This window comes from Protofrankia sp. Cas4 (genome assembly GCF_963555915.1).
Classification (GTDB): Bacteria; Actinomycetota; Actinomycetes; order Frankiales; family Frankiaceae; genus Protofrankia.
This window is the reverse complement of the sequence record NZ_CAUVXL010000187.1, coordinates 25020-38991: the sequence shown is the minus strand read 5'-3', so window position 1 is coordinate 38991 and position 13972 is coordinate 25020. Positions and strand designations below refer to the sequence as shown.

15 protein-coding genes are annotated in these 13972 nt (G+C 67.9%); 11 read left to right on the top strand and 4 right to left on the bottom strand.

Going from position 1 to position 13972, the window contains the following annotated elements; translation table 11 throughout:
• The coding region (locus tag U9979_RS17485) for an exonuclease domain-containing protein (RefSeq protein WP_416220246.1) at positions 1–433 on the bottom strand (433 nt) is incomplete at its 3' end.
• 341 nt (positions 434–774) lie between these two features.
• Between U9979_RS17485 and U9979_RS17480 the strand changes: the two genes are divergently transcribed.
• The 10 genes from U9979_RS17480 to U9979_RS17435 all read left to right on the top strand — a co-directional run bounded on the left by U9979_RS17480 (position 775) and on the right by U9979_RS17435 (position 9861).
• Positions 775–1170, top strand: coding sequence for an HIT family protein (locus U9979_RS17480; RefSeq protein ID WP_322747410.1), 396 nt, complete (start codon positions 775–777; stop codon positions 1168–1170).
• A 179-nt stretch (positions 1171–1349) separates the two neighbouring features.
• A complete protein-coding gene (locus U9979_RS17475; protein WP_322766722.1) occupies positions 1350–1586 on the top strand; it encodes a hypothetical protein in 237 nt (78 codons plus the stop codon).
• The gene (locus tag U9979_RS17470; protein WP_322747412.1) at positions 1583–2902 is read left to right on the top strand and encodes an NYN domain-containing protein; all 1320 of its coding nucleotides are present in this window, start codon (positions 1583–1585) and stop codon (positions 2900–2902) included. The genes U9979_RS17475 and U9979_RS17470 overlap by 4 nt, the downstream gene beginning before the upstream one ends.
• 579 nt (positions 2903–3481) lie before the next feature.
• Positions 3482–4351 (top strand): hypothetical protein, encoded by an 870-nt coding sequence (locus tag U9979_RS17465; RefSeq protein WP_322780226.1) that lies wholly within the window; start codon positions 3482–3484, stop codon positions 4349–4351.
• A 42-nt stretch (positions 4352–4393) separates the two neighbouring features.
• On the top strand, positions 4394–5521 hold the full coding sequence (locus U9979_RS17460) for a glycosyltransferase family 4 protein (RefSeq protein ID WP_322780225.1): 1128 nt from the start codon (positions 4394–4396) through the stop codon (positions 5519–5521).
• A 132-nt stretch (positions 5522–5653) separates the two neighbouring features.
• A complete protein-coding gene (locus U9979_RS17455) occupies positions 5654–6421 on the top strand; it encodes a metallophosphoesterase family protein (RefSeq protein ID WP_322747415.1) in 768 nt (255 codons plus the stop codon).
• Between the two features lie 220 nt (positions 6422–6641).
• Positions 6642–7076: an SRPBCC family protein gene (locus tag U9979_RS17450; RefSeq protein ID WP_322747416.1), complete on the top strand. Its 435-nt coding sequence runs from the start codon at positions 6642–6644 to the stop codon at positions 7074–7076.
• 15 nt (positions 7077–7091) lie between these two features.
• Positions 7092–8342: an ArsA family ATPase gene (locus tag U9979_RS17445; RefSeq protein ID WP_322747417.1), complete on the top strand. Its 1251-nt coding sequence runs from the start codon at positions 7092–7094 to the stop codon at positions 8340–8342.
• A complete protein-coding gene (locus tag U9979_RS17440) occupies positions 8339–8875 on the top strand; it encodes a hypothetical protein (RefSeq protein ID WP_322780224.1) in 537 nt (178 codons plus the stop codon). The genes U9979_RS17445 and U9979_RS17440 overlap by 4 nt, the downstream gene beginning before the upstream one ends.
• Positions 8872–9861 carry an ROK family glucokinase gene (locus U9979_RS17435; RefSeq protein ID WP_322747419.1) on the top strand — a complete coding sequence of 330 codons (990 nt, stop codon included), beginning with the start codon at positions 8872–8874 and terminating at the stop codon, positions 9859–9861. The genes U9979_RS17440 and U9979_RS17435 overlap by 4 nt, the downstream gene beginning before the upstream one ends.
• Before the next feature lie 83 nt (positions 9862–9944).
• On the opposite strand, the gene U9979_RS17430 is transcribed toward U9979_RS17435, so the two are convergent.
• The 3 genes from U9979_RS17430 to U9979_RS17420 all read right to left on the bottom strand — a co-directional run bounded on the left by U9979_RS17430 (position 9945) and on the right by U9979_RS17420 (position 12728).
• Positions 9945–11201: a TIGR00300 family protein gene (locus U9979_RS17430; protein WP_322747420.1), complete on the bottom strand. Its 1257-nt coding sequence runs from the start codon at positions 11199–11201 to the stop codon at positions 9945–9947.
• Between the two features lie 99 nt (positions 11202–11300).
• Positions 11301–11666, bottom strand: a complete 366-nt coding sequence (locus U9979_RS17425) for a hypothetical protein (protein WP_322747421.1) — start codon at positions 11664–11666, stop codon at positions 11301–11303.
• 228 nt (positions 11667–11894) lie between these two features.
• Complete coding sequence (locus U9979_RS17420; protein ID WP_322780223.1) at positions 11895–12728, bottom strand: alpha/beta hydrolase; 834 nt, start codon at positions 12726–12728, stop codon at positions 11895–11897.
• 293 nt (positions 12729–13021) lie between these two features.
• Between U9979_RS17420 and U9979_RS17415 the strand changes: the two genes are divergently transcribed.
• Positions 13022–13870, top strand: a complete 849-nt coding sequence (locus U9979_RS17415) for a lysophospholipid acyltransferase family protein (RefSeq protein WP_322747423.1) — start codon at positions 13022–13024, stop codon at positions 13868–13870.
• Positions 13871–13972: the final 102 nt, after the last annotated feature.

The window sequence follows — 13972 nt, the reverse complement described above, 5'->3', positions numbered from 1 at the left end:
CGTTGTGGGCGACCAGGACGCTGCCGTGGGCGAACTCCAGGAAGGCCGGCAGAACGGCGTCGATGGACGGCGCGGTGGCGACCATCGCGTTGGTGATTCCGGTCAGGACCGAGATGAACGGCGGTATCGGTGCGGCGGGCCGCACCAACGTGGCCATCTCCGCGAGGACCTGCCCACCACGGACCTTGACCGCGCCGAGTTCGGTGATCTCACTGTCGGCGGTACGGATGCCAGTGGTCTCCAGGTCCACGACGACAAAGGTGACATCCCGCAGGGGCCGGCCCAGTTCCTCGAAGCTGGCCTGCCGTGGTCCAGGTCCAGGTCCAGGTCCGGGTCCGGGTCCAAGCCCGGATGGGGCCGGGGCCGGGGACGTCGAGAACGGCGTCGGCGCGGTCCGATGGTGGCCTCCCGGCGCTGGCGAGAACGGGCTCATGCCCGCGCAAGGTACAGCCAGCCTCGGACAGCTTCAGCCTCGGACTGGTTCCGTGGCTGACAGGGACAGCCCGCGAGACCCTATTGCCAACCGGGCCTGCCGTCCGCACCCGTTCCGGTAGGTAGTTTCTGTCATGATAACGACCGTTTCTACCTACGCCCGGCCGCTGGCGGCACGAGGGGTAGGTGACTTTCGCCGCAATGGCAGCAGTTTTGACCTACGGCTGCGGTGTCGGCTAGTGAGGTATCACGCGCAGGGCGGGGTGAACCCCTCGCGACCACCTGTGGTGAGCACCGTACGGCCCCTCATCTGACCGGCTCGGATGCCGATAGTGTCCGGGCATGGCCAGCATCTTCACCCGGATCATCAATCGCGAGCTGCCCGGGCGGATCGTCTATGAGGACGATCACTGCGTGGCGTTCCTGACGATCGCCCCACTCACACCCGGGCACACACTGGTGGTCCCGCGGCTCGAGGTCGACCACTGGATTGATCTTCCATCGGACGTGCTGGGGGAGTTGTGGAGCGCGGCGGCCACGGTGGGCCGGGCTGTGGACAGGGCGTTCCACCCCCGGAAGGTGGCCGCGCTGCTGGCCGGCCTGGAAGTACCCCACGTCCACGTACACATCGTCGCGATCGACTCCGAGGCCGAGCTTTCCTTTGCCAGAGCTGACCAAAATCCCGACCCGGCAGCGCTGGATGACGCGGCTGACCGGATCCGGGCCGCCCTGAAGTAGGTCACGCCAGCGTATTAACATTTTGCCTGGACGAAGTACGTAAATCGAGCTATTCGGGCTATTGAGACTATCGGGGCTGGAGCGAATCGTCAGAGACCGCCGGCGATCCGGATGGGTCGGGCTGCGCCCTATACGCTGGTGCGTCATCGTTGTTCCCATCGCGCCCCGGAGTCTGCGCCGTGCCCGTCGACCTGCCCGGACCGCATACCCGCTGGCGGTGCGGGATATGCGGTAATCTGACCCGTTTCGATGTGGCGAGGACGGTGCGGTCACGGGACTACGTCCACGTCGATCTTGCCGGTGTCTCCCGCGTGGAGGAACGGGACGTCGTGGACGAGAAGATCGAACACGTCTGGTGTCGTTGGTGCGGTGCGGTGGACAGCGTGGTGTGCGAGCCTCGGCCGGCGTCCGGGTGAGCGAGCCACTGCCGCCCAACGTCCGGGCCCAGGTCGTCGCGTTTGCCGCCGACACCCTCGCAGACCTTGCCGAGCAGGATGTGCCGGCCCCGCTCATCGCGGTGCGGCGCTTCATCCCGTCGCGACGTGCCCGGCTCGGCGCTACGCCGTTGGCCGCCGCGATCGCGAACGACACGGTGTTTCGCGGGCGGGTGGCCGAGCGGGTCCGGCTCGCCCTGCCCGACCTCGTGGCCGCGCTCTCCTCGGCCGAGGGACCGCCGGAAGCCGCGCCACCGGAGGAGATCGCGGCCGTCGCCTATGTCCTGCGCCTACCTGGCTGGGAGCGGATGGTCGAGGCTGCGGCCCAGGAGCTGGCCGAGGCGGCGGCGGCGGCGCTCGCCGCGCAGGCTGCCGGGACCGCCGCGCGTCTGAGCGATCAACTTGAGGCGTTGAAGCGCAGCTCAAGGGTAGAGAGCGACCAACTGCGCGACCGCCTGGCGGTGGCCCGGACCGAGGTCGAGGATGCCCGCAGGCGGCTGCGATCGTCCGCTGACCGGATTCGTCGGGCCGAGCTGGACGCACAGGATGCCGTGCAAGCCGCTGAGCGGATACGTGACGAGGCGGTTACCGCGGCCCGTGAGGCCGAGACCGAATCCCGTCGGCTGCGACAGCGGGTCACCGAGCTTGAGGCCGCGCTGGCCGCGGCACGGCGCGGCAGCCGAGAAGCCAGATCCGTGGAGGATGTCCGCCTGCGCGTTCTGCTCGACACCCTGATGGCTGCCGCGAACGGATTCCGAAAGGAGCTCTCGTTGCCGACGGCGGTACGGCGGCCCGCCGATGTCGCCGGGCGCGAGGATGATGACGCGATACTGTTCGATCCGTTCTGCGGAGTGGGCGCGCGCGGCCTTGCCGAGGACGATCCCGGGGTTGTCGACGAGGTCCTCGCGATCCCCGGCGTTCACCTCATTGTTGACGGCTACAACGTGACCAAACGTGGCTATGGATCGTTGACTTTGCAGGCACAGCGTGCGCGGCTGTTGTCGGGGCTCGGTGCACTGGTCGGACGTGCGCCGGAGAGCGAGATCACGGTGGTCTTCGATGCGACCGCGGTGATCGCGCGGCCGGTTGGGGTGACCGCGCCTCGCGGGGTGCGGGTGGTGTTCAGCCGGTCCGGCCAGCTTGCCGACGAGGAGATCATCCGGTTGGTGCGGGCCGAGCCGGCGGGCCGTCCGGTGGCTGTGGTGACCTCCGACCGGGAGGTGGCGGAGACAAGCCGGATGTCAGGTGCCCGGCCGATCCCGTCCGCGGCGCTGCTGACGCGCCTCGACCGGTCCTGAGTCGGCTGGCCTGTGCGCTCCAACGGTCGCGAGAAGTTGTCGGACCCTGCGGCTACGTTGCGTCTCGGCGGCACACGGCGCTCGTGTTGCCGAAGGCATTGAGAAATCTCGACGTAGCCGGCCGGTAGCCGGCCGGAAAGGCGGACACGATGCTGATCGACTGTGACACCTGCGTAGTTCGCGGGGATGCCTGTGGTGACTGTGTGCTCCACCTCCTGCTCGCGCCCGAACGTGTGGCCGACTGGGACGAGGCCGAACAGCGGGCGCTGGCGGTGCTGGCGGATGCCGGCCTAGTGCCGCCGATGACGCCGTGGCCGCAGCCTGTGCCGGTCGCGTTGCCCGCTGCAGTCTCGTCCCCTGTTGCCTTGGTGCCCGTTGGGTCCGGGCCTTCGCGGCACTCGCACTCGCCCGTACAACGCTCACGTGGACGTGCACGTAGAGCCGGCTGACCGCCGCGGCAGTGGCGAAGGCCGTCCGCAATCGGGCGCCTGGGCAGCGCCGCCGGGCGGCACGGTGCAACAACCGCCGCAGCCTGGCACGCCGGAACAGCTGAAACGGTGGCCGCGACGACGCTCGTTGGTGGCTGTGTCAGTGGCGCTTGTCCTCGCCGTAGCTGCCGTGGGGGCGCTGCTGGTCGCCGTGGCTCCCTGGGATCATGCCAGGGCGGTCCGGACGCCGCCGGTCGACCGGCTGACCGTCACGGGCGAGGGGGCGTCGCGCGTCACGGTCGCGCAGGTTCGCCACGATGCCGGTGACGCTCTGCGCTACGTACGTGGTGTCTGGGACGGCGAGTGGTCCGCTCATGTCGTGGTCGACGTTCCCCCGGACGGCGCCGGGTTCCGCAGCCGAGTAGGCCGCGCGAGCGTGGACGGTGAGGCGGCGGTCGCGCTGATCCCACGGGTGGGTGAAGCCGGGCCGTCGGCCCGGGAAGCCGCGCGTGTGATCATCAACCCCGATGTCTATGAACGGCTTTCAGCTGAGGGCCGACAGGTGGTGCTACGCCACGAGCTGACCCACCTGGCGAGCGCGAATGTGACCGGCCCTGGCACCCCTACCTGGTTGGTCGAGGGTCTCGCCGAGACCGTGGGCCATGGCGATGTCGCCCTGAGCGTGACCCGGGCAGCCACCGAGCTTGCGGCTGAGGTCCGCTCTGGTTGGCTGCCGGACGCACTGCCGGATGACGCGGCGTTCACCGCTGCGGACGGGACGGTTCCCCGCAGCTACCAGGAGGCCTGGCTCGCCTGCAGGCTGATCGCGGAGACGGTCGGCCTGGACGGGCTCATCGGTTTCTACCGGCGGGTGGGGTCGGGAGAAGGCGACCCGCGTACCCGGCTCGCCGCCGGTTTTCAGGCGTTCCTCGGCACTACCGAGGCCGGGTTCGTCCTCCGTTGGAGGTCCTATCTGCGTACGCGGTTGTCAACCGACGCCGACGTGCGACCACCGGGTTGAGCCGGCTGCCGAGCCGTCCGCGGAACAGGAGAATATGGCCCGATGCAGGTGCTTGTTGTGACCAACGATTTTCCACCCCGTCCGGGTGGAATTCAGGCGTATGTACATAATTTTGCCAGTCGGCTTCCCGGTACGCAGGTGACCGTGTACGCCCCCGCGTGGAAGGGCGCGGCGGCCTTCGACGCCGCCGCGCCCTTCCCGGTGGTGCGCCATCCGACTTCGATGATGTTGCCGACGCCGGACGTGCTGCACCGGGCCCGGGGGATCGCCCGGTCGCACGGCTGCGATGCGGTCTGGTTCGGAGCCGCGGCGCCGCTGGGACTGCTCGCGACCGGGCTGCGCCGCGATCCGGGAGTGCGCCGGATCATCGCGAGCACCCACGGCCATGAGGTGGGTTGGGCGGCGTTGCCGGGTGCACGCCAGGTGCTGCGCAGGATCGGCCGGTCGGTTGACGCCGTGACCTATCTCACCGACTACACCAAGGTGCGCCTCGCGCCGGCGTTCGGCCGTCACCCGACCCTGACCAGGTTGCCCAGCGGCGTTGACACCGAGTTCTTCCGACCGGGTGTCGGGCGCGACGACATCCGCAAGCGTCACGGGCTGATCGACCGCCCGGTCGTGGTGTGCGTGAGCAGACTGGTCGGGCGAAAGGGTCAGGACATGCTGATCAGAGCCTTGCCGGCCTGGCGCCGTCGGGTGCCCGGAACGGCCCTGCTGCTGGTCGGCGGGGGACCACACCGAGCGTCGCTCGCCCGCCTGGCCCGCGAGGTCGGAGTGGACAAGCATGTGGTGATGACGGGTTCCGTGCCGTGGGAGGAACTGCCCGCCCATTACGCCGCCGGCGATGTGTTCGCCATGCCGTGTCGGACGAGGCTGGGCGGCCTGGAGGTCGAGGGGCTCGGCATCGTCTACCTCGAAGCGTCCGCCACGGGTCTGCCGGTGGTGGCCGGGCGCAGCGGCGGAGCGCCGGACGCGGTGCTCGATCGGCGGACCGGAATGGTGGTCGACGGTCGTGACCTGGGGCAGATCACCGATGTTGTCGGCGCGTTGCTGGCCGATCCCGAGCGCGCGCGGGCGATGGGTGCGGCTGGCCGCGCCTGGGTCGAGGTGGCCTGGCGCTGGGACGTCCTCGCGGCCAGGCTGCATGACCTGATCGCATCCCCCGGATAGCGGCCCGGACGGGCGTCGGCGGCGTTGTGCGTACCCATGCCCACACGTGGAGGGTTCCCACTTTCGTGGACAGTTTGAGATCAAAATGATCTGTGATCGTGACATGAATCTTCGAGGCTAGACTGACCGGGCATGAGGGTCCACGTGGTCAGTGACGTCCATGGGCGTGCCGACGCGCTTGCCGCCGCGGGGAAGGGCGCCGACGCCTTTGTCTGCCTGGGCGATCTCATTCTCTACGTGGACTACCGCGATTACGGTCGTGGGATAATGGGGGACCTGTTTGGTCCGACGGCGGTTGGACGAATGATTCAGTTACGGACCGAGCAGCGTTTCGACGAGGCTCGGGACTGGTCTCGTGGTCTGTGGGCGACGTTGGGTGACAATCGCCAGGAGGTCATCGAAGGGGCGATCCGCAAGCAGTACGAACAGATGTTCGATGCTTTTCCGACGCCGACTTTTCTGACCTATGGCAATGTGGATCTTCCGCATCTTTATCAGGACTACCTGCGCGACGGTGTCACGCTCCTGGACGGCCAGACGACCGAGATCGGTGGGCTGCGTTTCGGCTTCGTGGGCGGCGGTCTGCGTACTCCGATGCGCACTCCCTACGAGATCGACGATGATGTCTATGCCGCGAAGGTCGCAGCCCTCGGGGTGGTGGATGTGCTGTGCTGCCACATTCCGCCGCACCTACCCGAGCTCGTGTACGACACGGTCGCTCGGCGTTACGAACGGGGCAGCGTGGCGGTGCTGGAGGCCATCCACGAGATCCAGCCCAGATATGTGCTTTTCGGGCATGTCCACCAGCCATACCGGGAGGTTCTCGAGATCGGACGCACACGGTGCGTGAACGTTGGGCATTTCAACGCCCGGGGGACGCCGTTCGTGCTGGAGTGGTAACGGCCGTACGGGCCTGCGGGCCATCCGGTAGCCTCGACGACCGGTCACGATGATTATCCTGGCCTCCAGCGGGCGGAAGGCTGTGCGATCATAGCTCTTCCCGCGTCGGGGTTCCCGAGCTCCGGGAGACTCCGAGGAACCTGGAGAACCGGTATGTCAGGCAACCGGTATGTCAGCGACGCCGGGCATGCCCGGATAGTTTGTGGAGGCACTGTCACCGATGGCGGATCAAGCCCGAGCCACCGTTACGATCAATGCTGAGCCAGTGAAGGTGATGGCCGCGATTGCCGACATCGCTGCGTATCCAACCTGGTCAGGGCCTGTGGAACGATCCGAGGTCGTCGCGGTCGGACCGGACGGTCGCCCGCACCAGGCCCGTTTTCTGATCAACGCGATGGTGGCGAAGGAAGAGTTCGTCATCGAGTACACCTGGTCGGGCGACGAGTCGGTGCGCTGGACGCTCGTCGAGGGACAAAACACGATCTCTCAGGACGGCGGCTACGCCCTGCGCGATCGTGGTGATGGCACGACCGAGGTCGTATACGACCTGACTGTCGAACTTAAGATCAAAATTCCCGGTCTACTCCGGCGCAAGGTCCAGAATGGCGTGGTCGACGCCGCGCTGAAAGATCTCAAAAAGTATCTCGAGAGCTGACAGCGCGTGCGATGCGTGCTCTTTTCCGGTAAGGGGGGCGTCGGGACGACCACGGTCGCCGCGGCAACGGCAACGCTGGCGGCTCAACGCGGCAGCCGGACCCTGGTGCTGTCGGCGGATCCGGCGCGAGGCCTTGCGGCTGTCCTGGACCATCCGCTGGCCGACGTTCCCGTTGAGATCGAGTCCGGCCTGTTCGCGCAGCAGGTGGACGTTCAGCGGGTGTTCGAGGAGCAGTGGCAGGTTCTTCGCGGGTACTTCGGGCGCCTCTGGGAGGTGACGGGAACCGAACCGATCGACGTTGGTGAGCTGATGGTTCTGCCCGGCGCCGCGGAGGTGCTCACGCTGTTGCATCTGCTTGACCAGATCAGGTCCGGGGACTACGAGGTCGTCGTAGTTGACACCGGCCCCGTCGCGCAGCTGCTGCGTCTGCTGACGCTGCCCGAGACCCTGTCGTGGTATCTGCGCCGGATGGTCCCGGATGACTGCCGGGTTTCCCGCCTGCTGCGTTCCGGTCCCCGCCTGCTCGGGCGTGGCGAGCTGGCAGGCGCTGTCACGGAACCGCTGATCGAGGCTGCCGCACGCCTGCGAGAGATCATGAACGAAGTTCGGGAGGTTCTCTCGGACCCGTCGCGATCAAGCGTCCGGCTTGTCCTGACGCCGGAGAGCGTGGTGGTGGGGCAGACCCGCGCAGCGTTGACGGCGCTGGCGTTGCACGGCTTCGGCGTGGACGCGGTGGTGGCCAACCGGGTGCACACCCAGGCCGGCGCCGACGCCTGGCGGGCCGGTTGGGTGGCCGTCCACCGCGAGCAGCTGCTGGAGGTCGAGCGGTCCTTCGCACCGATCCCGGTCCTTCGCGCGGCCTACCGGGCTGGTGAGCCGATCGGCCTGGAGGAGCTGGCAGCCTTCGCGGCGGCCGCATACCCGGGCCTGGACCCGGTGGGTGTTCTCGGGACTGGCGGACCCGCCGCCAGTGGACCCGCCGCCAGTGGACCGGCCGACGGCGGACCAGGCGACGGCGGACCGCTGCGCGTCGAGCGCGCAGGTGACGGTTTCGCGCTCTCGCTGAGTCTGCCGTTCGTGGATCGATCCGAGATCAATCTTGCCCGGATCGGGGATGACGAGCTGATGGTGTCCGTCGGCTCCCAGCGGCGGCTGTTCACCCTGCCCTCAGCGCTGCGCCGGTGTGACGTGCGCGGCGCGGCACTGCGAGACGATCTCCTGATAGTCTCCTTTGTGCCTAATCCAGACCTTTGGGTACGTGTATGACCCCTAACATGGCCGGGCCGCTGGCGCGGGAAGCTGCCCTGTTGGCCGCTGCCCTGCGGGACATGCTTGTCGACCCGACGCTGCACGACGGGACCGCCGGCCACCGCGCGACCGGCAGTACCGACGCGACCGGCGGTACCGACGGTGTGGGCAGTGATCCTGACGCAGCGGCGGCGGGGCTCGATGGTGAACCGTTGTCTGATCGTGTCGCGGGCAGTGGAGGTGGCAGTGGCGCCCATAATGGTTCTTCGGACGGCCATCAGGACAATCGATCTGGTGGGGTTTCGATCGCGGCGTGCCAGGTGTGTCCGGTGTGTCGGCTCGTCGCCATGCTGGCCGCGGGTCGTCCGGAGGTGACAGCGCATCTGTTCGCCGCCGCGACGTCACTCACCGCGGCGTTGCGGGCAATCCTCGCAGGTCCCGTTTCGGACGTCACCGAAGGCGCCGACGGTCACGATGGGACAGACAGGCAGGCAGGCACCACCGAGCGACCGCGGCCCCGGTCGCGCGTTCAGAGGATCGATGTCGAATGATTGCCGCAACGACGTCGGGGCGGAACCGAACGGAGCCCGGCCTGGTGGTCGGCGTGGATGTCGGCGGAACCAAGGTTGCCGCGGGCGTCGTCGACGCAACCGGGGCGATCCTGGCTTCGGTCCGCTGGCCGACCCCCACCAAGGAGCCGGCCGCGGTGGTCGACTCGATCGTCGCGGCAGTTGATGAACTGCGGGTCGTCGTCGCGCCCCGGCCGCTGGAGGCGATCGGCATCGGAGCGGCCGGCTGGATCGACCGCGAGCGGTCACATATCCTGTTCGCGCCGAACCTCGCGTGGCGTAACGAGCCGCTGCGGGACGATGTGAGCGCCCGGACCGGCCTGCCGGTGGTCGTCGAGAACGACGCGAACGCGATGGCCTGGGGGGAGTACCGGTTCGGCGCCGGCCGCGGTCACGACGACCTGTTGTGCGTCACCGTGGGAACGGGCATCGGCGGCGGGATCGTGCTCGACGGCAGGCTGCACCGGGGACATTTCGGGATCGGTGGGGAGATCGGGCACATGCAGATCGTGCCCGGAGGTCAGCCGTGCGGCTGCGGGAACAGGGGCTGCTTCGAGCAGTATGGGAGTGGTCGCGCACTGCTCCGGACCGCCCATGAGTTGGTCATGGCTTCGCCTGCGGCCGGCCGGCGGATGTTGGAGCTGGCGGACGGCGACATGGCGGGTCTCACCGGTCCGACGATCACCGAGGCCGCCCGGGAGGGCGACCCGCTCGCGGTGAAGTGCTTCGAGGAGGTCGGCAGCTGGCTGGGCCGCGGGCTTGCCAGCCTTGCCAGCGTCCTTGATCCGAGCCGTTTTGTCGTCGGTGGCGGCGTGGCTGAAGCGGGTGATCTTTTGCTCGGCCCGGCCCGGGCGGAGTTTTACTACAATCTGTCAGGTAGCGAACACCGACCTGCGGCGGAAATTGTCGTGGCGGAGCTTGGGCCGCCGGCTGGGATCATCGGCGCGGCCGACCTGGCCCGAACCTGATCGTTTGTCGTCGCAGACCCCGGACCCGGGGTCGCGGCCGGGACCGGGACCGTCCAGGCACACTGCCGTCCGGGCGTGCTGCGTCAACGGTCGCGCCCCGGGACGGGACGGTAGTCGGCGACCAGTTCCTGGGCCAGCTGTTCCAGGAACAGGCCGGTGTCGGTGACGACACCGACAGCCTGGGCGAATCCACGGTCGACCAAGGTGGCGACGTTGCCCGGGTCAATGTCCACACAGGCCACCGGGATGGATGCGGGCAGGATGTTACCGGTCGCCACCGAATGCAGCATCGAGGCGATCATCATCGCGAATCCGACACCGTGCAGGGCCTCGCGCATTGCGCGCTGCCCGGCCAGCACATCGGTGTGGACGTCTGGCAGCGGGCCGTCATCGCGGACCGAGCCGACCAGGACGAACTTCTTGTCGGCTTTGACGATCGCATGCATGATCCCGCCCGTGAGGATGCCGTCCTCAACCGCCGTGGTGATCGAACCGGCGCGCCGGATCGTGTTGATCGCCCGGATGTGCTGTTCGTGACCGCGTTCGGCCGCAGTGCCGCGGGTCAACTCGTTGCCGATCGCCTCTCCGTAGAGGGCCGCCTCTATGTCGAGGGTGGCGAACGCGTTTCCGGAGAACAGCACGTCCACATAGCCCGCCTCGACCAGTGCAACCATGGCGGGAGTGGCCCCGGCCTGGACGACCGCGGGCCCGGTGACCCACAGCACCGAGAAACCCTCGGTCTTGAGCTCGCGGATCTGGCGGGCGATCGTGCGGACCAGAAGAGCCTGGCGTTGTGGTGACATCGGTGTCGTTGACGATGACAGGGACTGGAAGGTTCCATACATCCGCGTCGAGTGGTCGCTGACCGGTAGGACGGCCTTCACGCCGGCCACGCCGCACACGATCATGTCGCCGGCCCGGACCTCGGACACCGGGACGGTCCGCACCCGCCCGCCGGCGACGACCAGGCCGCAGTCCATCTCGGGATGTTCCACCGGCACCCACTGGCTGCCGATGCGGACCATGGTCTCCAGGTTCGTGGTCGCGTAGAAGTCCGAGGGGAACACGCCGTCACGGTCGGCGGGCCGCAGGACTGCCTCGCCCGGGCTCACGCTGTTGACGCCGTGTACCTGGATGCGCATGAGAATGCGGGAAAGCAGGTTCGCCGAGTCCGCACCAACGATGATCTTCGCGTGTGACTCGTCGTCGTGGCTCTTTCCGAGATCGATGCTCTCGACCTCGTAGTCGCCTCCGTAGCTCAGGACATCGTCGAGTACCCGAGCGAGAACTCCGGTGTCCATCAGGTGACCGTGAATCTCGACCGTTTCGTGGAACCGCACGCAGCCACCCCTTCCGTGACCTGGCCCTGGCGCCGAGGTCTGTCCATCCGAATCCGGGACTAGGGCCTGTCCGATCGACCAATATCCATCGGACAGCCCCTAGAGGACCGCACCGTCGTCGCCGTCGTCGGAATCGGTGGGCGGTCGATCCCCCATCTGTGCTACCAGTGTGACGACTCCGCCCAGCACAAGCATGACTCCGGCTATGTCATGGCTCGTACCGTGCTCGATTCCGGCTACCACCGGCGCGAGCAGGATCCCGACGCCGAGCGCGATGGAGCCCAGCGCCCACCGGGTGACCGGACGCATCCGCGGCAGCGGTGGCGGTGGCGGTGGCTCGTAATGATCAGAGGGCTCGTAGGGGTCCGGCTCCTGGCGGGAGCCTGTTGCCTGATGGAAGTCGCTGGTATCCGCCTCGTCGGTCAGGCCCGCGACCAGCGCCGCAAACGCCGTGTCCCACTCCATCGCGTGACTGCCCACAGCGTCGGCCCCGGCTTGTGCCCTGCCCGTAGATCCCGCGTCATCAGCGCATTCTTTGTCAGCGCCTTCGTCAACCGGTCCCTGGCCGGCTGCGTGTTCGTCTGCGGACCGTTTGGCTGCGCAACCGTCATCCGAGGAATGCTCGGGTGCCCGATCCCGGCCCGAGCCATGATCGGGCCCTCTTCGATCGCCGGGCGTCATGTCAGCCATGGCTCAACCCGACAGCGATCCGGGCGGAACCCCGGGCGCGGCGGCACCACGATCGTCCAGCCTTCGGCTGTCAAGCACCGCGTGGGTCTGGACGAACGCGAGACTTTCGTCGAAGATCGTCTGGCGGTCGTTGTCCAGCGTGGCCACGTGATAGCTGTCCTCCAGGACGCGTTCGGAGATGTCGCACGATGTCGCGCCGGCCAGCAGGATCCGTCCGGACGAGGCTTCGACGACGTGGTCGACGCGGCTGCGGAAGGTCAGCACGGGGCACACGACGCGTCCCAGGTCCGGCACCGTCACCCGCCACAGGTCGGTCAGGGAGACGTAGGCCCGCAGCGGCACCCGCTGGTAGGCGATCTCCCGCACACCGCGAGCTTTGATGTCGCTGCTGACCCCGGGTATGCCGGGTATGATCCGGGAGAGTAGCGGGGTGATCGTTGAAATTCTCCGGTCGGTACCGAGGCTCGGGTTGACCGTGACCGCGCCGGCCACGGCCGGACCGTGCACCTCCGCGAGGCGCAGGGCCAGCGTTCCGCCCATGGACAATCCCATGACAAAAACGGTCTTGCAGCGTTCCCGGAGCTGATTGAACGCGGCGTCTGCCGCACCGAACCAGTCCCGCCAGGTTGTGGCGTTCATGTCCTGCCAGCGGGTGCCATGGCCCGGCAGCAGCGGACAGGACACTGTCAGGCCGGCCTGCGCGAGGAACTCGCCCCATGGGCGCATGCTGTGAGGTGTGCCTGTGAATCCGTGGATCAGTAGCACGCCGATACCACCACCGTCGCGCTCAAACGGCTCCGCACCCGGTGTGACCGAACGCTGCGGTCCGCTCGCCATGGTTTCCGCCCTCTCGTCACATGCGTGGGACCGTTCGCCCTCTGTGGGCGCGCGGTGTTTCTCCGTTATCATCGCGCAAACCAGCCTTGCAGCATGCTCGCACGCTCGGGAGACACAGGCCATGCTCGATGGGCCGCGCGGGCCGGTGCGAGGCGGCTGTGACGGCAGCAACACGGCTGGGTGCCGCGGCGCATGTCGGTGGACGCCGCCAGCAGGGGTCCATAGGGTTATTCCGGCCACCGTGTGCGGGTGTGTCCGGCGGATATTGGTGGACGACCACACCGGGAGCTGACGTGTTGTACTGGGTCGTCAAGGCGTTTCTCACCCCCTTCCTGCGGCTCTTCTGGCGGCCGTGGGTCGAGGGGCTGGAAAACATCCCGGAGCGGGGTCCCGCCATCCTCGCCGGTAATCATTTGTCCTTCGCCGACCACTTCTTCCTCCCCTTGGTGGTGCCGCGGCGGGTCACCTTCCTGGCCAAAAGCGACTACTTCACCTCGCCGGGGGTCAAGGGGTGGCTTAAGCGGTTGTTCTTCAGCGGTGCGGGTCAGCTCCCGATCGACCGCAGCGGCGGGGCCGCGAGTGACGCTGCGCTGCGAACCGGGGTCAAGGTGCTGCAACGCGGCAAGCTGTTGGGGATCTATCCGGAGGGCACCCGATCGCCGGACGGACGACTCTACCGCGGCAAGATCGGCGTTGCCCGGATGGCGCTGGAATCGAAGGTTCCGGTGATCCCCATCGCGATGATCGGTACTTTCGAGGTGCAGCCGCAGGGAAGGCTAATTCCCAGGATCGGGCGCGTCGGCATCCGGATCGGACGCCCTCTTGACTTCAGCCGGTATGTGGGAATGGCCGATGACCGCTTTGTGCTTCGATCCATGACCGACCAGATCATGTATGAGCTCATGGTGCTGTCGGGCCAGGAGTACGTCGACATGTACGCCCAGCGGGCCAAGGTCGAGATCGCCGCCGCGCGCGAGGCTGCGATCGAGGCGGCCGGCGGCTCGGGATCTCCGGATTCCGTCGGACGGACGCACGATCACACGACCGCCGTGATGCCCCACACCGCACGCGCCAAGGGTGGGAGCGCCGACCGCGACAGCCGCGACGTCGGCGACGGGACGGGTACCCGCCAGGCAGGCTGATGCCCGGTGCGGTGGGCACGGCAGGATGGTCGGTGTGTACTCATCGGGGGATCCTAGGGCGTCGGGCGTGCGCAGGGGCGGACGCCCGTTGGTCGGGTGTGC

Excerpts from the sequence above, each read along its gene's own strand:
- U9979_RS17480 (WP_322747410.1), top strand. The coding sequence starts at position 775 with ATGGCCAGCATCTTCACCCGGATCATCAATCGCGAGCTGCCCGGGCGG.
- U9979_RS17460 (WP_322780225.1), top strand. The coding sequence starts at position 4,394 with ATGCAGGTGCTTGTTGTGACCAACGATTTTCCACCCCGTCCGGGTGGA.
- U9979_RS17455 (WP_322747415.1), top strand. The coding sequence starts at position 5,654 with ATGAGGGTCCACGTGGTCAGTGACGTCCATGGGCGTGCCGACGCGCTT.
- U9979_RS17450 (WP_322747416.1), top strand. The coding sequence starts at position 6,642 with ATGGCGGATCAAGCCCGAGCCACCGTTACGATCAATGCTGAGCCAGTG.
- U9979_RS17440 (WP_322780224.1), top strand. The coding sequence starts at position 8,339 with ATGACCCCTAACATGGCCGGGCCGCTGGCGCGGGAAGCTGCCCTGTTG.
- U9979_RS17435 (WP_322747419.1), top strand. The coding sequence starts at position 8,872 with ATGATTGCCGCAACGACGTCGGGGCGGAACCGAACGGAGCCCGGCCTG.
- U9979_RS17425 (WP_322747421.1), bottom strand. The coding sequence starts at position 11,666 with ATGGAGTGGGACACGGCGTTTGCGGCGCTGGTCGCGGGCCTGACCGAC.
- U9979_RS17420 (WP_322780223.1), bottom strand. The coding sequence starts at position 12,728 with ATGGCGAGCGGACCGCAGCGTTCGGTCACACCGGGTGCGGAGCCGTTT.